The following is a 19222-nucleotide window of genomic DNA, read 5'->3' as shown; positions in this document are numbered from 1 at the left end:
TCTCCTAGAGCAGGTCGCTCGGCACGAACCACGAGAACAGCAGCAGCTTGATCTTCACCAGCATGCTGGCCTCGGGCTCGTCGTCGTACACCGCGTTCTCGCCATCGGTGCTGACCCATTGGATCTTGTCGGTGCCGGGTTTCAGCCGCAGCTCGTACGCGCTTTCGACATTGTCGACCTGGTAGGCGTCGAGCAGGCGGTGCGCGACCTCGAAGCTCTCCAGGCGCACCCCGAGCTCGGTGTTGATGTGGGCCGAACGGGGATCGAAGTTGAGCGAGCCGATCAGCGACCACTCGCGGTCGATCAGCGCCAGCTTGGCATGCAGGCGCCCGCGCGACTGGCGGAACACCTTGCGCAGGTTCAGGCTGCGCTTGATCTGCTCGGAGCTCACTTCGTAGAGGCGTACGCCGAGGCGGAGCATCTCGACCCGGTAGTTGTTGTAGTTGATGTTGACCAGCGGCTCGTCGGTGTCGGCCAGCGAGTTGGTGGCGACGCTGATGCGGACGTCGCGGGCGCGCAGCCGGGCGAGCTGCGCCATGCCCTCCTCGCCGGGCAGGAAGTAGGGCGACACGATGTCGACGCTGAAGCGCGCCAGGTCGAGCTGCACCCGCATGCGCTCGGCCACGGTCGGGGGGCGGCGTTCGCTGGCCCACTCGCCGTCGTCGGTCTGCAGCGCCTTGGTGGGCGAGTCCGACACCGCGTTGGCCCGCGCCGGGATCATCTCGAACCGGCCCTGGGCGATCAGGCTGCCGAGCGGCGGGTCGCCGAACATGTCGGTCTCGGGCGGTGCCGGGGGCAACGGCGCTTCCTTGCGCGAGGTCCGCCGGTCGAACTCGGCCCGCAGCTCGGCGGTCGATTCGATCGCCGGCACGATGGTGTGCAGCGGGTAGACCACCTCGCTGTTCCAGTAGTTGTCGAAGATGGTCTGCAGCTCGGTCACGACCGGTCCGGCCAGCAGCATGTCGAGGTCGATGAAGTTGGCGCCCTCGCTGCGCAGGAAATACTCGTCCGCCAGGTTGCGCCCGCCCACGATCGCGAAGGCGCCATCGGCCATGAAGAGCTTGTTGTGCATGCGGTGGTTGAGCCGACGGAAATCGGCCGCGAAACCCATCCAGCGGGTGGCCGAATGGTCGCGGCCGGCCACGAAGGGGTTGAACAGCCGGATCTCCACGTTCGGCCAGGTGGCCAGGCCGAGCAGCAGCGGATCCAGCTTGGTCGTGTAGAAGTCGTCCAGCAGCAGCCGCACCCGGACCCCGCGCCGGGCGGCGTCGCGCAGCTCTCGCAGGATCAGCTTGCCGGTCTTGTCGTTGCCCAGCAGGTAGTACTGCAGGTCGAGCGAGGACTGGGCGCGCCGGATCAGCTCCAGCCGCGCGTCCAGCGCGAAGGCGCCCTGCGCCAGCACCCGCGCGCCCGACAGGCCTTCGGGCGAGCTGCCGAAGGGCGCGGCGAGCCGGCCCAGTTCGTTGGACGTCGAGGCCGCAATGGCCGGGACATAGGGCGATGCGGGGACAGCCGGCAGCCCGGCGCAGGCCGACAGCAGGCAGGCGAGGGCGAGGACCAGACAGCGAAGCAGCATGGGGGAGACCGCGGCAAGGCGACCGGAAGGGGCTCCGCCCCGGATGGACGGCCCGCGGATCGTAGCCGTCCGACCATATTGTTGCGTCAGGTCGGGTATCGGGTTTCTTCGCGCGATAGGGTGTTGCCCACCCGGGAGCGGCGAAGCGCACAACGCAGAATCGCCGCGATGAGATTCTCTGCCGTCCCCACCGCTTGCCTCCTGCTCGCAGCCTGGTTCCCGGCCCAGGCCCAGGAACAGGACCAGGCCCGGGACACCGGAAGCGCACCGACGCTGGGCGAGATCACGGTCTCCACACCGGCCGGCCCGACGCCACTTTTCGATGTCGCCGGCTCGGTCGACCGGGTGGAGGGCGCGGCCATGCGCGACAGCCGGCTCGGCGTGAACCTGTCGGAAAGCCTGAGCGGCGTGCCCGGGCTGCAGATCCAGAACCGGCAGAACTACGCGCAGGACCTGCAGATCTCGATCCGCGGCTTCGGCGCCCGCTCCACCTTCGGCGTGCGCGGCGTGCGGCTGTATGTCGACGGCATTCCGGCGACCTTGCCCGACGGCCAGGGCCAGACCTCCAACATCGACATCGGCTCCGTGGACCACGTCGAGGTGCTGCGCGGCCCGTTCTCGGCGCTCTACGGCAACTCCTCGGGCGGCGTGGTGCAGACCTTCACCGAGACCGGCGAGGGGCCGCCCAAACTCGGCTTCTCGATGGCCGCGGCGAGCTTCGGCACGACCCGTACCGGGGTCATGGCCAGCGGCTCCTCCGGTGCGGTCGACTACCTCCTGAGCGCCGGGCGCTTCGAGACCGACGGCTACCGCGACCACAGCGCGGCCGATCGCGACATCGTCAACGGCAAGTTCGGCCTCGCGCTCGACGACGGCAGCCGACTGACGCTGGTCGCCAACAGCGTGCACCTGAATGCGCAGGACCCGCTGGGGCTGACGGCCGAGCAGTACGCGCTGAACCGGCGCAGCGCGGCCGTCGCGACGCAGTTCGACACCCGCAAGAGCGTCGACCAGACGCAGGCCGGCCTGACCTACGAGCGCCGCCTCGACGGCGACAACGCGCTGCGCATGATGGTCTACGGCGGCGAGCGCAAGACCTCGCAGTACCAGGCGATCCCGCCCTCCGCTCAGTCGAGCCCGACCAGCGCCGGGGGCGTGATCGGGCTGGACCGCGACTTCGGCGGGGCCGACCTGCGCTGGATCTCGCAGATGCGGCTGGCCGACCGGCCGTTCGAGCTCGTCGCCGGGCTGGAATACAACAAGCTGCGCGAGCACCGCACCGGCTACGAGAACTTCCTGGGGCCGGTCGCGCGGCCGGTGCTGGGCGTCCAGGGCCGGTTGCGGCGCAACGAGATCAACGAGGTCTACAACCTCGACCCCTACCTGCAGGGCAACTGGCGCTTCGCCGATCGCTGGACGCTCGAGGCCGGCGTGCGCCGCAGCAGCGTGGACTTCGATTCGCAAGACCACTACATCGTCGGCGCCAACGGCAACGACAGCGGCAGCGCGCGCTACACCGAGACGCTGCCGGTGGCGTCGCTGCGCTACGAGGCCACGCGCGACCTCGCCCTCTACACCTCGGTGGGCCGAGGCTTCGAGACGCCGACGCTGAACGAGCTCTCGTACCGTCCCGACGGGCAGGGCGGGCTCAACTTCGCGCTGCAGCCGGCGGTCAACGACAGTGTCGAAGTGGGCGCCAAGGCGCGCCTGGCGGGCGGCCTGCTCACGGCGGCGCTGTTCAAGACCCGGACCAGCGACGAAATCGTCACCGCCACCAACATCGGCGGCCGTGCCACGTTCCAGAACGCAGGCCGCACCATGCGCGACGGCTTCGAGCTGGCCTGGCAGCACGAGACCGAGGACCACTGGCGCACCCAGCTGGCCTACACCTGGCTCGACGCCCGCTACAGCGACACCTTCTGCGCCGCGGTGCCGTGCACGGCGGCGGGCCTGGTGCCGGCCGGCAACCGGATTCCGGGCATCGCACCGCAAGCGCTGTTCGCCTCCTACGGCTGGGTGCCGCCCCAGGGCTGGCGTGCCGGCACCGAGCTGCGCGCGCTCTCGAGCATCGAGGCCAACGACCGCAACACGGTCAGCGCACCGGGCTACGCGGTGGTCGCGCTGTTCGCGGGCTACCTCATGCAGTGGCAGCGCTGGGACCTGAATGCCTTCGCGCGCATCGACAACCTGTTCGACCGCCAATACATCGGCTCGGTGATCGTCAACGAGGGCAATGCCCGCTACTACGAGCCGGCACCGGGGCGCAACTGGACGATCGGCATGAGTGCGGCGTATCGTTTCTGAGTCCCGGACAGTGGGAGCAGACCATGGAATTCAAGGATCGACGCGACGCCGGCCGTGCGCTCGCCAAGGCACTGGAAGCCTGGCGCGGGCGGCCCGGCGTATTGGTGCTGGCGCTGCCGCGCGGCGGCGTTCCGGTGGCCTGGGAAGTCGCCCGCGCGCTCGGTGCGCCACTCGATGTGCTGGTGGTGCGCAAGCTGGGTTTTCCCGGGCAGGAAGAGTATGCAATGGGCGCCATAGCACCCGGCGGCGTGCGCGTCATGGGCGAGGCGGACGCTGGCTGGCCGGTCTCGGCACGGGAGCTCGAAGCCGTCGTCGCGCGTGAACAGGCCGAGCTGGTGCGGCGTGAGCAGCGCTACCGCGGCGGACGACCGCCGCTCGATCTGGCCGGTCGCGTCCTGATCCTGGTGGACGACGGCCTCGCGACCGGTGCAACCATGCGCGCTGCGGTGCAGGCGGCGCGCGCCGGCAATCCGAAGCAGGTCATCGTCGCCGTGCCGGTGGCTTCGACCGAGGCCGTGCAAAGCCTGAGTGCGCTGGCCGACGAGGTGGTGTGCCTCTTCACGCCGGAGCACTTTCGTGCGGTGGGCCTCTGGTACCAGGACTTCACGCAGACGAGTGACGAAGAGGTGGACAGGCTGCTGGCGTGAGGCTGCCAGGAGACGGCGGGGTCGAGCAGGGGCGGGCCCACGCCGACGGCGTACTCTGCTCCGCGAATGTCCCCCGCCCTTCGGGCTCCTCCTTTATTTCGCTGCGCAGAGCACGCCCTCGCCACCGCCCGGGATGCACCCGAGCCAAACCCGGCCCAAAGAAAAAGCCTGCGAATGCAGGCGCATCCGCAGGCTCGGGGAGGCTGAATGCCCGACGGGATCAGAGGCCGGCGGCAGCGCGCAGCGCCTGCGCGTTGGCCGTGCTTTCCCAGGTGAACTCGGGCTCTTCGCGGCCGAAGTGGCCGTAGGCGGCCGTCTTGCCGTAGATCGGGCGCAGCAGGTCGAGCATCTGGATGATGCCCTTGGGACGCAGGTCGAAATGCTCCTGGACCAGTGCGGCGATCTTCTCGTCGGAGATGACGCCGGTGCCTTCGGTGTAGACCGTCACGTTCATCGGCTTGGCGACGCCGATCGCGTAGGCGACCTGGATCTGGCACTGGCGCGCCAGGCCGGCGGCCACGATGTTCTTGGCCACGTAGCGCGCGGCATAGGCGGCCGAGCGGTCGACCTTGCTCGGGTCCTTGCCCGAGAACGCGCCGCCGCCGTGCGGGCAGGCGCCGCCGTAGGTGTCGACGATGATCTTGCGGCCGGTCAGGCCGCAGTCGCCCTGCGGGCCGCCGATGACGAAACGGCCGGTCGGGTTGATCAGATAGCGCGTCTCCTTGAGCCACTCCTTGGGCAGCACGGGCTTGATGATCTCCTCGATCACGGCTTCGACGAACGAGGCCTTCATCTTGGTCGGCGTCTCGCTCTGGTCGGGGTGGTGCTGGGTCGAGAGCACCACGGTGTCGATGCTGTGCGGCTTGCCGTCGACATAGCGCATCGTGACCTGGCTCTTGGCGTCGGGACGCAGGAAGGGCAGGCGGCCGTCCTTGCGCAGCTGGGCCTGGCGCTCGACCAGCCGGTGGGCGTAGTAGATCGGCGCGGGCATCAGCTCGGGCGTCTCGTCGCAGGCGTAGCCGAACATCAGGCCCTGGTCGCCGGCGCCGGTGTTGAGGTGGTCGTCGCTGGCGTGGTCGACGCCCTGGGCGATGTCGTTGGACTGCTTGTCGTAGCAGACCATGACGGCGCAGCCCTTGTAGTCGATGCCGTAGTCGGTGTTGTCGTAGCCGATGCGCTTGATGGTGTCGCGCGCCACCTGGATGTAGTCGACGTGCGCGTTGGTCGTGATCTCGCCCGCGAGCACCACCAGGCCGGTGTTGGTCAGCGTCTCGGCGGCCACGCGCGAGCGCGGGTCCTGTTCGAAGATCGCGTCGAGGATCGCGTCCGAGATCTGGTCGGCCACCTTGTCGGGATGGCCTTCGGAGACGGATTCGGAAGTAAAGAGGAAATCGTTCGCCATGTGTTTCAAACTCCGTAGCAGGTCAATTGGCGCGTTGCCAACCCGTTTCGGAGCTCTGGCGAACGCTTTAGCAGTAGTGTTTAACGTCGCCCTGCAAGTAGTTCCATAACTCGGCGACAATTTGCATTCTATCCGAGCCGCGCTGTACCCTGCGCGCGCGTCCCTCTCCATCCCCATGTTTCGATGATTGCCTTGTTCAGATTGCTCGCTCGTGTTCCGCTGCCCGTGATGCATGCGGTGGGCGGCTGGTTGGGCTGGCTGGTCTGGTGGTTCGCACCCGACTACCGCCGCCGTTTCCGCGAGAACGCCGAGGCGGCGGGCTTCACGCCGGCGCAGTACCGCCCCGCGATCGCCGCCGCCGGCGCCATGGTCGGCGAGCTGCCCTGGGTCTGGGCCCGTCCGCGCGACGAGAGCCTCTTGCCGCACATCGTGCGCTGGGACGGCATCGAGGCCTTCGAGGCCGCGCTGGCCGCGCGCAAGGGCGTGATCCTGGTGTCGCCGCACCTGGGCAGCTGGGAAACCTTCGGCCAGGCGGTGGGCGAGCGCTTCTTCAAGGACTACGGTCCGATCACGGCCCTGTTCCGGCCGGCGCGCAAGAAATTCATGGCCGACCTGATCGCCGGTTCGCGCGACCGGCCCGGGCTGCAGACCCTGCCGACCACCGTCTCCGGCGTGCGGGGCCTGATCCGAACGCTGCGCGGCGGCGGCTACACCGGGCTGCTGCCCGACCAGGTGCCGCCGCTGGGCCAGGGGGTCTGGGCACCGTTCCTGGGCCGGCCGGCCTACACGATGACCCTGCTGCCGCGGTTGGCGCAGCAGACCGGTGCCCGGGTCTTCCTAGGGGTCTGCGAGCGGCTGCCGCGCGGCGCCGGCTATGCGATCCGGTTCGTGCCCTTCGACGGCACCGCGATGAGCGACCCCAAGGCCACGCCGGAGGCCGCCGCCACGGCGATGAACGAAGGCATCGAGAAGCTGATCCGCGCCCTGCCGGGGCAATACGTCTGGGACTACGCCCGCTACAAGCAGCCGCGCGCCGAGGCGGCGGTGGAGGCGGCGACATGAGCAAGCTCACTTCGAAGCTCGGCATCGGCTTCATGCGGGCACTGGCGCACGTGCCGTTCCCGCTCGTGCGCGGCTTCGGGGCGGTGCTCGGGCGCGTGCTGCACGTGCTGGCAGTGCCGCGGCGGCGCGTGGTCGACACCAACCTGGCGCTGTGCTTTCCGACCCGGTCGGAGGCCGAACGGCGCCGCATGGCGCGTCAGACCTTCGTCTACGTGGCGCAGTCCTGGTTCGACCGCAGCTGGCTCTGGCATGCGCCGGAGGCGGTGGTGGCGCGCCGCCTCAAGGTGGTGGGCGCGGCCGACGTGATCGAGGAGATCGCCCACGGCCACGAGCCGATGATCCTGTTCGCGCCGCATTTCTACGGCCTCGACGCGGCCGCCACGGCGCTCACGATGCACACCGACCGGCCGTCGACCACCATCTACACCACGCAGCGCGATCCGATGATCGACCAGTGGGTCAGCGAGGGCCGCAAGCGCTTCGGCAACGTGATCACGCTGAACCGGGTCGACGGCATCAAGCCGATCGTCGCCGGCCTGCGCAAGGGCGGCCTGCTGTACCTGCTGCCGGACATGGACTTCGGCCGCGACCAGACGGTGTTCGTGCCCTTCTACGGCGTGCAGGCGGCCACCGTGCCCTCGCTGTCGCGCTTCGCGCGGCTGGGGCGGGCCAAGGTGGTGCCGGTGGTCTCGAAGCTCACCCCCGACGGCTACGAGATCGAGGTGCTGCCGGCCTGGAAAGACTTCCCGAGCGATGACCCGGTGGCCGACACCGCCCTCATGAACCAGCGCCTGCAGGGCTACATCGACACCATGCCGTCGCAGTATTACTGGGTGCATCGGCGCTTCAAGACCCGGCCCGAGGGCGAGAAACCAGTTTATTGAGTCCGGCGCAGGAAGGCCTCGATCTCGCCGGCGACGAACTTGGGCTGCTCATGCACCACCCAGTGCGTAGCGCCCGGCACCCGGACGACGTCGAGTTTCGGCACATAGTCCTCCAGGCCTTCCAGCAGACCGGGCAGCAGCGCCTTGTCGTCGAGCGCCCACAGGACCAGGGTGGGTGCGGCGACCGTGAGCTTGTCGTGGGGCATCTCCGGCATCGCGGGCGCCGGCTGGCCGGGCATGGCCGGCTTCAGCGGTGTGACGCGATACAGGTTGCAGGCGCCCTTGAGGCCCGCATCCCAGACCTTGCGGTACTGGTCCTTGACCGGCTCCGTGAGCCAGCCGAAGCCATCGGCGCCGGCCTTCATGCCGAGGAACATCGGCCACATGCGGCGGTAGTCGTCGGCCGCCAGCAGCGCCTCGGCATCCGGCCGGGCCAGGAAGTTCATGTAGGCGCTCGCGGCCTGCTGGTCCGGGTTGTTCTGCAACTCGCGGGCGAAGGTGCCGGGATGCGGCGAGTTGATGATCACCAGGCGTCCCAGCCGGTCGCCGTGCCGATTGCCGAAACCCCAGCCGAAGGCGCCGCCCCAGTCGTGCGCCACCAGCACCTCGATGCGGCCGGCCGGGTTCTCGCTGGCCGCCAGTTCGGCGAGGTCCTGCACCAGGAGGTGGGCCCGGTAGGCCGAGACCTCGGTGGGCGCGCTCGACTGTTCGAAGCCGCGCAGGTTCGGTGCGATGCAACGGAAGCCGCCGTGTTCGGGCGCGGCGAAGTGCTCGAGCAATTCGTCCCAGATGAACGCGGCCTCGGGAAAACCGTGCAGGAACACCATCAGCGGCCGGTCGGGCGCGCCGGCCGCGCGGCAGCTCAGGGTGGTGCCGTTCGGCAGTGCGCGGGCGAAAGTCTCGATCACAGGCTGTCTCCTTCGTTGTCCATGCGGCGAGGAGGCCAGCGCCGGATTCAGGGCTGCTCGTCGATGGGGGCTTGCTCGGATGCCGGCTCGGAAGGCGGCGCGGGCTGCCCGTCTTCCGGGTGCGCCCAGCGCCACAGCAGCTCGGCCGCCTCGTCCACGCCGTGCTGCTTCAGGGCCGAGAACAGTTTGACCTCGCCGCCGCCGGCCTGCAGTCGCGCAATCGACAGCGCCTTGGCGCCGTCCGAGCGCGTGAGCTTGTCCGACTTGGTGAGCAGCACCAGGAACTTGAGCCCCTGCTCGACCCGCGGCCGGATCACGTCGAGCAGGATGTCGTCGAGCTCGGTCAGGCCGTGGCGCGGATCGCACATCAGCACCACGCCGCGCAGGTTCGGACGGGTCATCAGGTAGTTGCCCATCACGCGCTGCCAGCGCAGCTTGGCCTCCTTGGGCACGGCCGCATAGCCATAGCCGGGCAGGTCGGCGAGCACGGCGTCGTCGACCTTCTGCTTGCCGACGCCGAACAGGTTGATGTGCTGGGTCCGGCCCGGTGTCTTCGAGGCGAAGGCCAGCCGGGTCTGCTGGGTCAGGGTATTGATGGCGGTCGACTTGCCGGCATTCGAGCGGCCGACGAAGGCGATCTCGGGCAGGTCGAAGGTCGGCAGATGCTCGAGCTGGGGGGCGCTCGTGAGGAAGTGGGCAGTGTGCAGCCAGCCGCGCGCCACACGGGCGCGTTCGGCCGCCTGGGGGTCGACGGTGGTCGCTTTGCGGGAGTAGCTGGCGGCGGGCTTCCGCGGCGGGGTGGTCATCGATGGGCTTTCGGTACGGGGCGCCATTGTAGAATCGCCGGGTTTTGCGCCATAAATCCAAGCCCCCGATATGAAGTTGTTTGCCAAATTTCTGCTTGCAGCCCTGTTGGGCGCCGCCGCCAGTGCCAGCTTCGCGGCTGACGAGCCCGCTGCAAAGCCGGCTGCCGAGGCGCCCGCCAAGGCACCGAAGCCCGACCCCGCCAAGGGCGATACGGTCTTCAATGCCACGCCGGCAAACAGCCAGAGCTGCGCCTCGTGCCACAACGCGGACGGAAATTCGGCCATCGCGGCGAACCCCAAGCTGGCGCAGCAGCACCCCGAATACATCCTCAAGCAACTGCAGGACTTCAAGTCCGGCAAGCGCAAGAGCGCGATCATGAAGCCCATGGCCACGGCGCTGTCGGACGACGACATGCGCAACATCGCCTGGTTCGTGACCTCGAAAAAGATCAAGCCGGGCTTCGCCAAGGAGAAGGACCTGGTCGGCCTGGGCGAGCGGATCTTCCGCGGCGGCATCGCCGATCGCCAGATCCCGGCCTGCGCCGGCTGCCACAGCCCGAACGGCGCCGGCATCCCGGCCCAATACCCGCGCCTGGGCGGCCAGCACGCCGAATACACTGCGCAGCAGCTGACCCTGTTCCGCGAAGGCACCCGCCTCAATTCGCCGGTCATGACCGGGGTGGCGGCCAAGCTCAGCAACAAGGAAATCACCGCGGTCGCCGACTACATCGCCGGCCTGCGCTGAACGCCGGGCCTCCAAGCCTGAACCAACCGCCAATAACAAACTCCTAACAAGGCGGGTCCATCCGGCAGGATGGCCCGCCTTGTTTGCTTTCCACGCCTCGCACCGATGTCAGTCTCCACCCACGGCCTTCGCGTCCGCCGCGGCCCCCACGCGGTCCGCGCGGCGGTGGAGCTGTTCTCGTCGATGCGCTTCGCGATCGCGCTGCTGACCATCATCTGCATCGCCTCGATCATCGGCACCGTGCTGAAGCAGCACGAGCCGGTCGGCAACTACGTGAACCAGTTCGGCCCCTTCTGGGCCGAGCTGTTCCGCGCCGCCAGGCTCGACTCCATCTACAGCGCCTGGTGGTTCCTGCTGATCCTGCTGTTCCTGGTGGTCAGCACCTCGCTGTGCATCGCGCGCAACACACCGCACATCCTGCGCGACCTGAAGACCGTGAAGGAAGGCATCCGGGCCCAGAGCCTGAAGGCCTTCGGACAGCGCGCCGAGGCCGTGCTGGCCGAGACGCCCGACAGCGCCGCCAAGCGCATCGGCGAGCTGCTGGCCGGCGGCGGCTGGAAAGTCAAGCTGCAGCACCGCGAGGCCGAAGGGCAGAGCCAGGGCTGGATGGTCGCCGCGCGCGCCGGCGGGGCCCACAAGCTCGGCTACATCGCCGCCCACGGCGCGATCGTGCTGGTCTGCATCGGCGGCCTGTTCGACGGCGACCTCGTCGTGCGGGCCCAGACCTGGTTCAACGGCAAGAGCGTCTACACCGGCGGCGGCCTGATCAAGGACGTGGCGCCCGAGCATCGCCTGTCGCCGCGCAACCCGACCTTCCGCGGCAACATCCTGGTGCCCGAGGGCGCGCAATCCAGCGTCGCGATCCTGAACCAGGCCGACGGCGTGCTGCTGCAGGACCTTCCGTTCTCGATCGAGCTCAAGAAGTTCATCGTCGAGTACTACTCGACCGGCATGCCCAAGCTGTTCGCCAGCGAAGTGGTGCTGCACGACCGCGAGACCGGCGAGCAGCTGCCCAGGCGCATCGAGGTCAACCACCCGGCCAGCTACAAGGGCGTCGAGATCTACCAGTCGAGCTTCGACGACGGCGGCTCCAGCGTGAAGCTCAAGGCGGTGCCGATGGGCGCGGCCGCCAAGCCCTTCGAGATCGACGGCACCATCGGCGGCAGCAGCGAGATCACCAACGGCAACGACCGGCTCACGCTCGAGCTGGTGGCGCTGCGCGTCATCAACGTCGAGAACTTCGCCGACGGCGGCGGCGCCATGACCAGCGGCGCCGACGTCCGCAAGGTCGACCTGCGGCACGACCTCGAGTCGCGCCTTGGCGCGGCCAACAAGACCAACAAGCCCAAGGTGCTGCGCAACATCGGCCCCAGCATCGGCTACAAGCTGCGCGACGCTTCGGGGCAGGCGCGCGAGTTCCAGAACTACATGGTGCCGGTCGACACCGGGGACGGCCAGCCGGTGTTCCTGCTCGGGGTGCGCGAGCGGCCCGAGGACCCCTTCCGCTACCTGCGCGTGCCGGCCGACGAGCAAGGCTCGATGGAAGGCTTCGTGCGCATGCGCGCCGCCCTGGCCGATGCCAAGTTGCGCGACCGCGCCCTCGACCGCTACATCGCGCGCGCCACCGATCCCAAGCGGCCCGAGCTGGCCGCCCAGCTGCGCGCCTCCGCGGCCCGGGCGCTGGCCCTGTTCGCGGGCACCGAGCGGGCCAAGGTCGACGCGGTCAGCAGCGGCGGCTGGCAGGCGGTGGCCGAGTTCATGGAGGCCAACGTGCCCGAGGCCGAGCGCGAACGCGCGGCCGCCGTGCTGGTGCGCATCCTCAATGACGTGCTGTTCGAGGTGCTCAACCTGAGCCGCGAGCAGGCCGGCCTGGCCGCCATGCCGCCCGACGAGAAGTCGCAGCTTTTCCTTACGCAGGCGGTGCTGGCGATCAGCGACGCCCACTTCTATCCGGCCCCGGTCGCGATGATGATGTCCGACTTCAAGCAGGTCCAGGCCAGCGTCTTCCAGGTCGCGCGAGCCCCTGGCAAGAACATCGTCTATCTCGGCTGTCTGTTGCTGATCGTGGGCATTTTTGCGATGCTGTACGTGCGCGAGCGCCGGCTCTGGGTGTGGCTCGCGAAGGACGGCGACGACGCCCGGGGCACGGCGGCGACCCTGGCTTTCTCGGTCAACCGCAAGACCATCGACAGCGACCGCGAATTCGAGCACTTGAAGCACAAGCTGCTCGCCATCACGAAAGACACCGCGTCATGACGACCACCACGCTCACTCTCAACGACAGCTGGCTCTCCCGCCGCAACGCCCTCGACTGGGTGTTCGCGCTGCTGGTGCTGGCGGGCGCCGTCTTCGCCTTCTCGCGCTACCACGGTGCGATGGACTACTACGAGCAGACGATCCTGGTGGCGGCCGTGCCCGCCGCCGTCTGGCTGGGCTGGTTCTGGCGGCCGCTGCGGGTGCTGGCGATCGTGGTCGCGGCCGCCGCACTGCTGGCCATCGCGTCCTACCAGGGCGACCTGGCGCGGGCCGACAGCGTCTTCTGGCTCAAGTACTTCCTGTCGAGCCAGTCGGCCATCCTCTGGATGAGCGTGCTGTTCTTCATGAGCACGATCTTCTACTGGATCGGCTTCTTCGGCGGCCGGCAGGGCGACGCCATGGACCTGATCGGCTCGCGGCTGGCCTGGGCCGCGGTCACGATGGCGCTGATCGGCAGCATGGTGCGCTGGTACGAGAGCCACCAGCTCGGCCCCGACATCGGCCACATTCCGGTCAGCAACCTGTACGAGGTGTTCGTCCTCTTCTGCTGGCTCACCGCCACCTTCTACCTGTATTTCGAATGGCGCTATCGCACCCGCGCGCTGGGTGCCTTCGTGATGCTGGTGGTCAGCGCCGCGGTCGGCTTCCTGCTCTGGTACACGCTGGTGCGCGACGCCCACGAGATCCAGCCGCTGGTGCCGGCGCTGCAGAGCTGGTGGATGAAGCTGCACGTGCCGGCCAACTTCATCGGCTACGGCACCTTCTCGCTCGCCGCCATGGTGGCCTTCGCCTACCTGATCAAGGAGCAGGCCGCCGAGACCCGCTGGTACAAGCTGACGCCGATCTGGCTGCTCGGCGTGGCGCTGTGCTTCGTGCCGGTGGCGTTCCGCCAGCGCGTGCAGGAGGCTGGCGGCAGCTACTGGGTCGGCTATGCCGCGATCTCGGCGCTGATCGCCGCCGGCATCCTGATGGGCCGCAAGCGCATCGCGGCGCGGCTGCCGGCCAACGAGGTGCTCGACGACGTGATGTACAAGTCGATCACGGTCGGCTTCGCCTTCTTCACCATCGCCACCGTGCTGGGCGCGCTGTGGGCGGCCGATGCCTGGGGCGGCTACTGGAGCTGGGACCCGAAGGAAACCTGGGCGCTGATCGTCTGGCTCAACTACGCGGCCTGGCTGCACATGCGGCTCGTGAAGGGCCTCCGAGGCACCGTGGCGGCCTGGTGGGCGCTCGGCGGCCTGGCCGTGACCACTTTCGCGTTCCTCGGCGTCAACATGTTCCTGAGCGGGCTGCACAGCTACGGCACGCTCTAGCGCGGTCTTTGCGCGTGGAATGATCCGGGGGCGTGCCTGGCGCGTAACCGGATCGGCATCGGCAACGAACTCCCCCTGACTGAGCGTTTTCAGGCGAAAGGCATTTCATGTTGATTCATTCCCGCGACGACGGCTTCCTCCACCCGCGTTCGAGCGAGATCACGCCCAAGGGCGTCTACGAAGGCCGGCGCGACATGCTGCGCTGGATGGCCGGCGGTGTCGCTGGCGCGGCCATGGCCTCCTGGGCGGCGCGTGACGCACTGGCGCAGGCGGCGGCACCGGGCAAGCTGGCGCCGCTCGCGGGCGCGAAATCGGCGGTGCCTGGCGCCCAGACGATGGAAAAGCTGACCGACTACAAGGACGCCACCAGCTACAACAACTTCTACGAGTTCGGCACCGACAAGGGCGATCCGGTGAAGAACGCCGGCACCCTGAAGACCCGGCCCTGGACCGTCGAGGTCGAAGGCCTGGTCAAGAAGCCCGGCAAGTACGGCATCGAGGACCTGCTCAAGCTCAGCGCCCAGGAAGAGCGCATCTACCGGCTGCGCTGCGTCGAGGGCTGGTCGATGGTGATCCCGTGGGTCGGCTATTCGCTGTCGGAACTGATCAAGAAGGTCGAGCCGCAGGGCAACGCCAAGTACGTCGAGTTCCTGACGCTGGCCGATCCCAAGACCATGCCCTTCGTCGGCTCGCGCGTGCTCGACTGGCCCTATGCCGAGGGCCTGCGCATGGACGAGGCGATGCATCCGCTGACCTTGCTGACTTTCGGCATGTACGGCGAGGTGCTGCCGAACCAGAACGGCGCCCCGGTGCGCATCGTGGTGCCCTGGAAGTACGGCTTCAAGAGCGCCAAGTCGATCGTCAAGATCCGCTTCGTCGAGAAGGAGCCGGGCACGGCCTGGAACAAGGCCGCGGCCAACGAGTACGGCTTCTATTCCAACGTCAATCCGAACGTCGACCACCCGCGCTGGAGCCAGGCGACCGAGCGGCGCATCGGCGATGGCGGGGGGCTGTTCGCCAAGCGCGCGAAGACCCAGATGTTCAACGGCTACGAGGCCCAGGTCGGCCAGTTGTATGCCGGCATGGACTTGAAGAAGAATTATTGAGACCTCGCGGGACAGACCAAGAAACCGCGCAGCGGTTTTTGCGCTGTCCCCAACCGATCAAAAGACATTCATGAACAAGCTGCTGATGCACCCGGCCGCCAAGCCGGTGGTGTTCGTGCTCTGCCTGCTGCCCTTCGCCTGGCTGTTCTACGGCGCGCTGACCGACGGCCTCGGCGCCAACCCGGCCGAGTACCTGATCCGCTCCACCGGCGACTGGACCTTGCGCTTCATCTGCATCGTGCTGGCCGTGACGCCCTTGCGCGTCATCGCCAAGGCGAACGCGCTGGCACGCTTTCGGCGCATGCTGGGCCTGTTCGCGTACTTCTATGTCGTGGTGCACCTGTTGAGCTACAGCTGGTTCGACATGGGGTTCGAGATGGCCGACATCGCCAAGGACATCGCCAAGCGACCGTTCATCCTGGTCGGCTTCTCGGCCTTCGTGCTGCTGACGCCGCTGGCCGCGACCTCGTTCAACCGCGCCATCAAGGCGCTGGGCGCGAAGCGCTGGCAGGCGCTGCACAAGCTGGTCTACGGCATCGCCGCGCTCGGCCTGCTGCACTTCTTCTGGATGCGGGCCGGCAAGAACAACTTCGCCGAAGTGTTCGTCTACGCCGGGATCATCGCCGTGCTGCTCGGCTGGCGCGTGTGGAACTTCGCGCGCAAGAAGAGGGAAGGCGGCCAGGCGCCGCGGCCGATCGCCGCCGCACCCCGGGCGCCGGTCAGTCGTTGATGCGCTCGCTCGCGAGCTGGTCGTCGATCGATTCGCGGCGCCGGATCAGCGTCGCCTGCGTGCCGCTCACCAGCACTTCGGCCGCGCGGCCGCGCGTGTTGTAGTTGCTGGCCATGGCCATGCAGTAGGCGCCCGCGGACAGCACCGCGAGCAGGTCGCCCGACGCCACCTGGAGCGCGCGGTCGCGGCCGATCCAGTCGCCGCTCTCGCAGACCGGGCCGACCACGTCGTAGGTCGTGGCCGGGCCGGCGCGCTCGGCCAGCGGCACGATCTGGTGGAAGGCCTGGTACATGGCCGGACGGGGCAGGTCGTTCATGGCCGCATCGACGATGCAGAAGTTCTTTTCCTCGCCCGGCTTGAGGTACAGCACCTCGGTCACGCAGACGCCGGCGTTGCCGACCAGCGAGCGGCCGGGCTCGACGATCAGCCGGCGCTGGCCGAAGCCGCGCGCGTCGAGCCGCACGAGCAGCTGCTGCCAGAGCGCATCGGCGGCGGGCGGCGTGTCGCCGTTGTAGTCGATGCCCAGGCCGCCGCCGAAGTCGAGATGGTGCAGCGGCACGCCGGCCGCCTCGATCGCCTCGACCAGGTCGAGCACGCGCTCGAGGGCCTCTAGGTAGGGCGAGGCGTCGGTGATCTGGGAGCCGATGTGGCAGTCGATGCCGACCACCTGCAGGCCCTGCAGCGAGGCCGCGTGCCTGTAGATCGGGACTGCGCGGTCGTGGGCGACGCCGAACTTGTTGCCTTTGAGCCCGGTCGAGATGTAGGGATGGGTCTTCGGATCGACGTTGGGATTGATGCGGATGCTGACCGCGGCGCGGCGGCCTTCTTCGAGCGCGACCGCATTGAGCACGTCGAGCTCGGCTTCGCTTTCGACATTGAAGCAGCCGATGCCGGCCGCCAGCGCCTGCCGCATCTCGGCCCGGGTCTTGCCGACGCCCGAGAAGATCACCTTGGCCGGATCGGCGCCGGCGGCCAGCACCCGCGCCAGTTCGCCGCCGGAGACGATGTCGAAGCCGCAGCCGGCCTCGGCGAAGACGCGCAGCACGCCCAGCGAGGAATTGGCCTTGATCGCGTAGCAGACCATCGCATCGCGGCCCTCGAAGCCGCGCTGGTAGGCGGCGAGGGCGTCGAGCATCCATTGCTTCGAGTAGACGAACAGGGGGGTGCCGTATTGCTGCGCCAGTTCGGCGAGCGGCCGGCCTTCGACCTGCAGGGCGCCGTCGTGGCGCGCGATGTGGGGATGGCCCGGGAGCCGTGCGGCGGCGTTCACTGGCTGGCTCCTGCGGGGGCGCTGCTGGCGGCTGCCGGCGGCTTGGCCGGGGCATCGCCGGCGGCGCTGGCGGGCGGCGTGGGCAGCAGCAGGCCGGGCAGCGTGGTGCGTTCCTTGGCGAGCGGATCGGTGGGCAGGTACAGCGAGCCCTTCTGGCCGCAGGCCGCGAGGCCGACCCCGACGAGCGCGAGGCCAAAGGCGCTCACTAGAATTTGGCGAACATTCAACATGGCGAAATTGTACTTTTCGACCTGAACACGCCTTGCAACCCCTGCGCCAACCGTCATCGCCCATGCTGGGCTACAAGCCCGAAATCGACGGATTGCGTGCCCTCGCCGTCCTGTCGGTGATCGGTTTCCATGCGTTTCCAACGATCTTTCCAGGCGGATTCGTCGGCGTGGATGTCTTCTTCGTCATCTCCGGCTACATCATTACGCGCCTGTTGAATGCCGAGTGGAAGGCGAACGGCTCGATCGACCTGTCGGCGTTCTATGCACGGCGTGTTCGCCGAATCTTCCCGATGCTCGTGGTGGTGGTCGCCTGCACCCTGGTGGCGTCGAACCTCCTGCTGCAGGGCGTCGGAGAAGTGGAAGCAGTCGGGCGATCCGCGGCGGCGTCCCTGCTCTTCGTGGGCAATCTTTATTTTCAAGCGAATACCGGGGGCTATTTCGACCCGGTCGTCGAGCGCCTGCCATTGCTGCATCTGTGGTCGCTCGGCGTCGAAGAACAGTTCTATCTGCTGTGGCCGGTCTTGATGGTGCTGGTGCTGCGCCGGCGTCCCGGTCGCTTGTTCGGAATCGTCGCGGCCTGCGCGCTGTTCTCGTTCCTGCTCGCGCTCGGCCTGGGCCTGTTCAGCCCGAATGCCGCCTTCTACCAGATGCCCGCCAGGTTCTGGGAGCTGGCAGCCGGCGGCTTGATCGCGCTGCGAAGCTGGCAGCGCCCCGCCTCCGGCCGGCTGCTTTCGATCACTGCCATCGGCCTTTTGATGTCGGCGGTCGTCCTGCCTGGCGCGCTGCCCGGCGGCGTGCGCGTTCCACTCGCCGTGACTGCTGCGGCAATGCTCGTGTACGCGAGCCATGCGAACGCCGACCTCGGTCGGGTCGGCGCCGTGCTGCGCTCCGGGCCGGCGCTGTTCTTCGGGCTGATTTCCTATTCGCTCTACCTGTGGCACTGGCCGCTGCTTGCGCTGGCACGGGCAGTGCATCCGGGTCAGGCGCCGGCGCTCACGCGCGCCATGCTGTGTGCGGCGGCGGTAGGACTCGCATGGGCCAGCTTCCGCCTGGTCGAGAAGCCGCTCAGGCATCCCGCACGGACCACGCCGAATCGCCAACTGGTCTTCGCGGGGCTGCTGACATCACTGGTGCTCGCCTATTGCAGCGTCGTCTTCACCGACGCCATGGCGACAGGTCCTGGCACAGACAGTCCGGCGGAGCGCATCAGCCGGGACTTCCCCGAAAACCGCTTTCGATGCCATTCGACCGGCGACGAGGCCGTCACCCAGGTTCCGAAACGCGGCTGCAATTCGGCCGTGGACAAACCGGTGCGGGTCGCCATCTGGGGCGACTCCTACGCGCTCGCATGGCAACCGTTCGCGTGGGCGCTGGCGGCGCAAGAGGGCGGTGCCGCGATCAGTTTCTCAAGGGACGCCTGTCCGCCGGCGATCGACTACGACAATCGAAAGCAGTTGCTGGAAGCGCAGCGCTGCAAGGCGTTCAACGCGCTGGCGATCAGCGAAGTCGAAGCAGTCGATACCTTGATCTTGTCCGCGGCCTGGTTGGCCCATGCCGGCGAGGATGATTTCGCGCGCCAGATCGAGCAGACCGTGGCCCGCGTCGCGCCCCGGGTCCGGAATGTCCTCATCCTGGGCCCTACGCCCTATTTGAACGAGTCCGCTTCCGCATGCCTGGACTCGCCGCAGGCCGAGGCCTGTTCGGTGAGTCGACAGGAATTCGACCGCCAGGCCGCGCCCTCGCGGACCTTCATCAGAAGCTTGCAGGCGATGCACGCCAATGTCACCTACGTCGAGCCCGCAGGATTCTTCTGCGATGCCAATCGCTGCCCGGCGATCAAGGACGGCTATGGCCTCTACTGGGACAGGAACCATGTCTCCTCCACGGCGGTGCGCAAGTTCTCGGAGGGTTTCCTCGCAGCACATTCGACGGGCCCGTTGGCCACACCGCCGATGAACTGAGGCCGGATGCAGGAAAATGAGT

The 19222-nt window shown here is 68.2% G+C and carries 16 protein-coding genes; 10 read left to right on the top strand and 6 right to left on the bottom strand.

Annotated features, from left to right (window positions below):
* Positions 1–4 precede the first annotated feature (4 nt).
* Positions 5–1576 carry a phospholipase D family protein gene (locus QTI17_RS24900; RefSeq protein ID WP_286536344.1) on the bottom strand — a complete coding sequence of 524 codons (1572 nt, stop codon included), beginning with the start codon at positions 1574–1576 and terminating at the stop codon, positions 5–7.
* 168 nt (positions 1577–1744) lie between these two features.
* On the opposite strand from QTI17_RS24900, the gene QTI17_RS24895 reads away from it, so the two are divergent.
* Entirely contained in the window at positions 1745–3880 is a 2136-nt protein-coding gene (locus tag QTI17_RS24895; RefSeq protein WP_286536343.1) for a TonB-dependent receptor domain-containing protein, read from the top strand.
* Between the two features lie 23 nt (positions 3881–3903).
* On the top strand, positions 3904–4527 hold the full coding sequence (locus tag QTI17_RS24890) for a phosphoribosyltransferase (protein WP_286536342.1): 624 nt from the start codon (positions 3904–3906) through the stop codon (positions 4525–4527).
* Between the two features lie 220 nt (positions 4528–4747).
* Here QTI17_RS24890 and metK read toward each other — a convergent pair whose 3' ends face one another.
* Positions 4748–5929 (bottom strand): methionine adenosyltransferase, encoded by a 1182-nt coding sequence (metK, locus tag QTI17_RS24885; RefSeq protein ID WP_286523542.1) that lies wholly within the window; start codon positions 5927–5929, stop codon positions 4748–4750.
* Between the two features lie 183 nt (positions 5930–6112).
* Between metK and QTI17_RS24880 the strand changes: the two genes are divergently transcribed.
* Together QTI17_RS24880 and QTI17_RS24875 are read left to right on the top strand one after the other, a co-directional pair.
* Positions 6113–6991, top strand: coding sequence for a lysophospholipid acyltransferase family protein (locus QTI17_RS24880; protein WP_286536341.1), 879 nt, complete (start codon positions 6113–6115; stop codon positions 6989–6991).
* A complete protein-coding gene (locus QTI17_RS24875; RefSeq protein ID WP_286536340.1) occupies positions 6988–7875 on the top strand; it encodes an LpxL/LpxP family acyltransferase in 888 nt (295 codons plus the stop codon). The genes QTI17_RS24880 and QTI17_RS24875 overlap by 4 nt, the downstream gene beginning before the upstream one ends.
* Here the strand turns inward: QTI17_RS24875 and QTI17_RS24870 are convergent.
* Positions 7869–8783 (bottom strand): alpha/beta fold hydrolase, encoded by a 915-nt coding sequence (locus QTI17_RS24870; RefSeq protein ID WP_286536339.1) that lies wholly within the window; start codon positions 8781–8783, stop codon positions 7869–7871. The genes QTI17_RS24875 and QTI17_RS24870 overlap by 7 nt on opposite strands.
* Positions 8784–8830: 47 nt before the next feature.
* On the bottom strand, positions 8831–9589 hold the full coding sequence (gene yihA, locus QTI17_RS24865; RefSeq protein WP_286536338.1) for a ribosome biogenesis GTP-binding protein YihA/YsxC: 759 nt from the start codon (positions 9587–9589) through the stop codon (positions 8831–8833).
* Between the two features lie 70 nt (positions 9590–9659).
* Between yihA and QTI17_RS24860 the strand changes: the two genes are divergently transcribed.
* The 5 genes from QTI17_RS24860 to msrQ all read left to right on the top strand — a co-directional run bounded on the left by QTI17_RS24860 (position 9660) and on the right by msrQ (position 15739).
* On the top strand, positions 9660–10334 hold the full coding sequence (locus QTI17_RS24860) for a c-type cytochrome (protein ID WP_286536337.1): 675 nt from the start codon (positions 9660–9662) through the stop codon (positions 10332–10334).
* A 105-nt stretch (positions 10335–10439) separates the two neighbouring features.
* Positions 10440–12590 (top strand): cytochrome c biogenesis protein ResB, encoded by a 2151-nt coding sequence (locus QTI17_RS24855; protein ID WP_286536336.1) that lies wholly within the window; start codon positions 10440–10442, stop codon positions 12588–12590.
* On the top strand, positions 12587–13903 hold the full coding sequence (gene ccsB, locus QTI17_RS24850; RefSeq protein ID WP_286523531.1) for a c-type cytochrome biogenesis protein CcsB: 1317 nt from the start codon (positions 12587–12589) through the stop codon (positions 13901–13903). Before QTI17_RS24855 ends, ccsB begins: the two co-directional genes overlap by 4 nt.
* A gap of 107 nt (positions 13904–14010) precedes the next feature.
* Positions 14011–15009: a protein-methionine-sulfoxide reductase catalytic subunit MsrP gene (gene msrP, locus QTI17_RS24845; RefSeq protein ID WP_286536335.1), complete on the top strand. Its 999-nt coding sequence runs from the start codon at positions 14011–14013 to the stop codon at positions 15007–15009.
* Between the two features lie 70 nt (positions 15010–15079).
* Positions 15080–15739 (top strand): protein-methionine-sulfoxide reductase heme-binding subunit MsrQ, encoded by a 660-nt coding sequence (gene msrQ / locus QTI17_RS24840; protein WP_286536334.1) that lies wholly within the window; start codon positions 15080–15082, stop codon positions 15737–15739.
* Here the strand turns inward: msrQ and lysA are convergent.
* Positions 15729–17009, bottom strand: a complete 1281-nt coding sequence (lysA, locus tag QTI17_RS24835; RefSeq protein WP_286536333.1) for a diaminopimelate decarboxylase — start codon at positions 17007–17009, stop codon at positions 15729–15731. The genes msrQ and lysA overlap by 11 nt on opposite strands.
* Positions 17006–17215 (bottom strand): LPS translocon maturation chaperone LptM, encoded by a 210-nt coding sequence (gene lptM / locus QTI17_RS24830; protein ID WP_286536332.1) that lies wholly within the window; start codon positions 17213–17215, stop codon positions 17006–17008. Before lptM ends, lysA begins: the two co-directional genes overlap by 4 nt.
* 86 nt (positions 17216–17301) lie before the next feature.
* Here lptM and QTI17_RS24825 point away from each other — a divergent pair, with 86 nt between their 5' ends.
* Positions 17302–19200, top strand: a complete 1899-nt coding sequence (locus tag QTI17_RS24825; RefSeq protein ID WP_286536331.1) for an acyltransferase family protein — start codon at positions 17302–17304, stop codon at positions 19198–19200.
* The last annotated feature ends 22 nt before the right edge of the window (positions 19201–19222 follow it).

This window comes from Variovorax sp. J31P179 (assembly GCF_030316985.1).
In the GTDB taxonomy this organism is placed as follows: Bacteria; Pseudomonadota; Gammaproteobacteria; order Burkholderiales; family Burkholderiaceae_C; genus Variovorax; species Variovorax ginsengisoli_B.
This window is presented reverse-complemented; position numbering and strand designations above follow the sequence as displayed.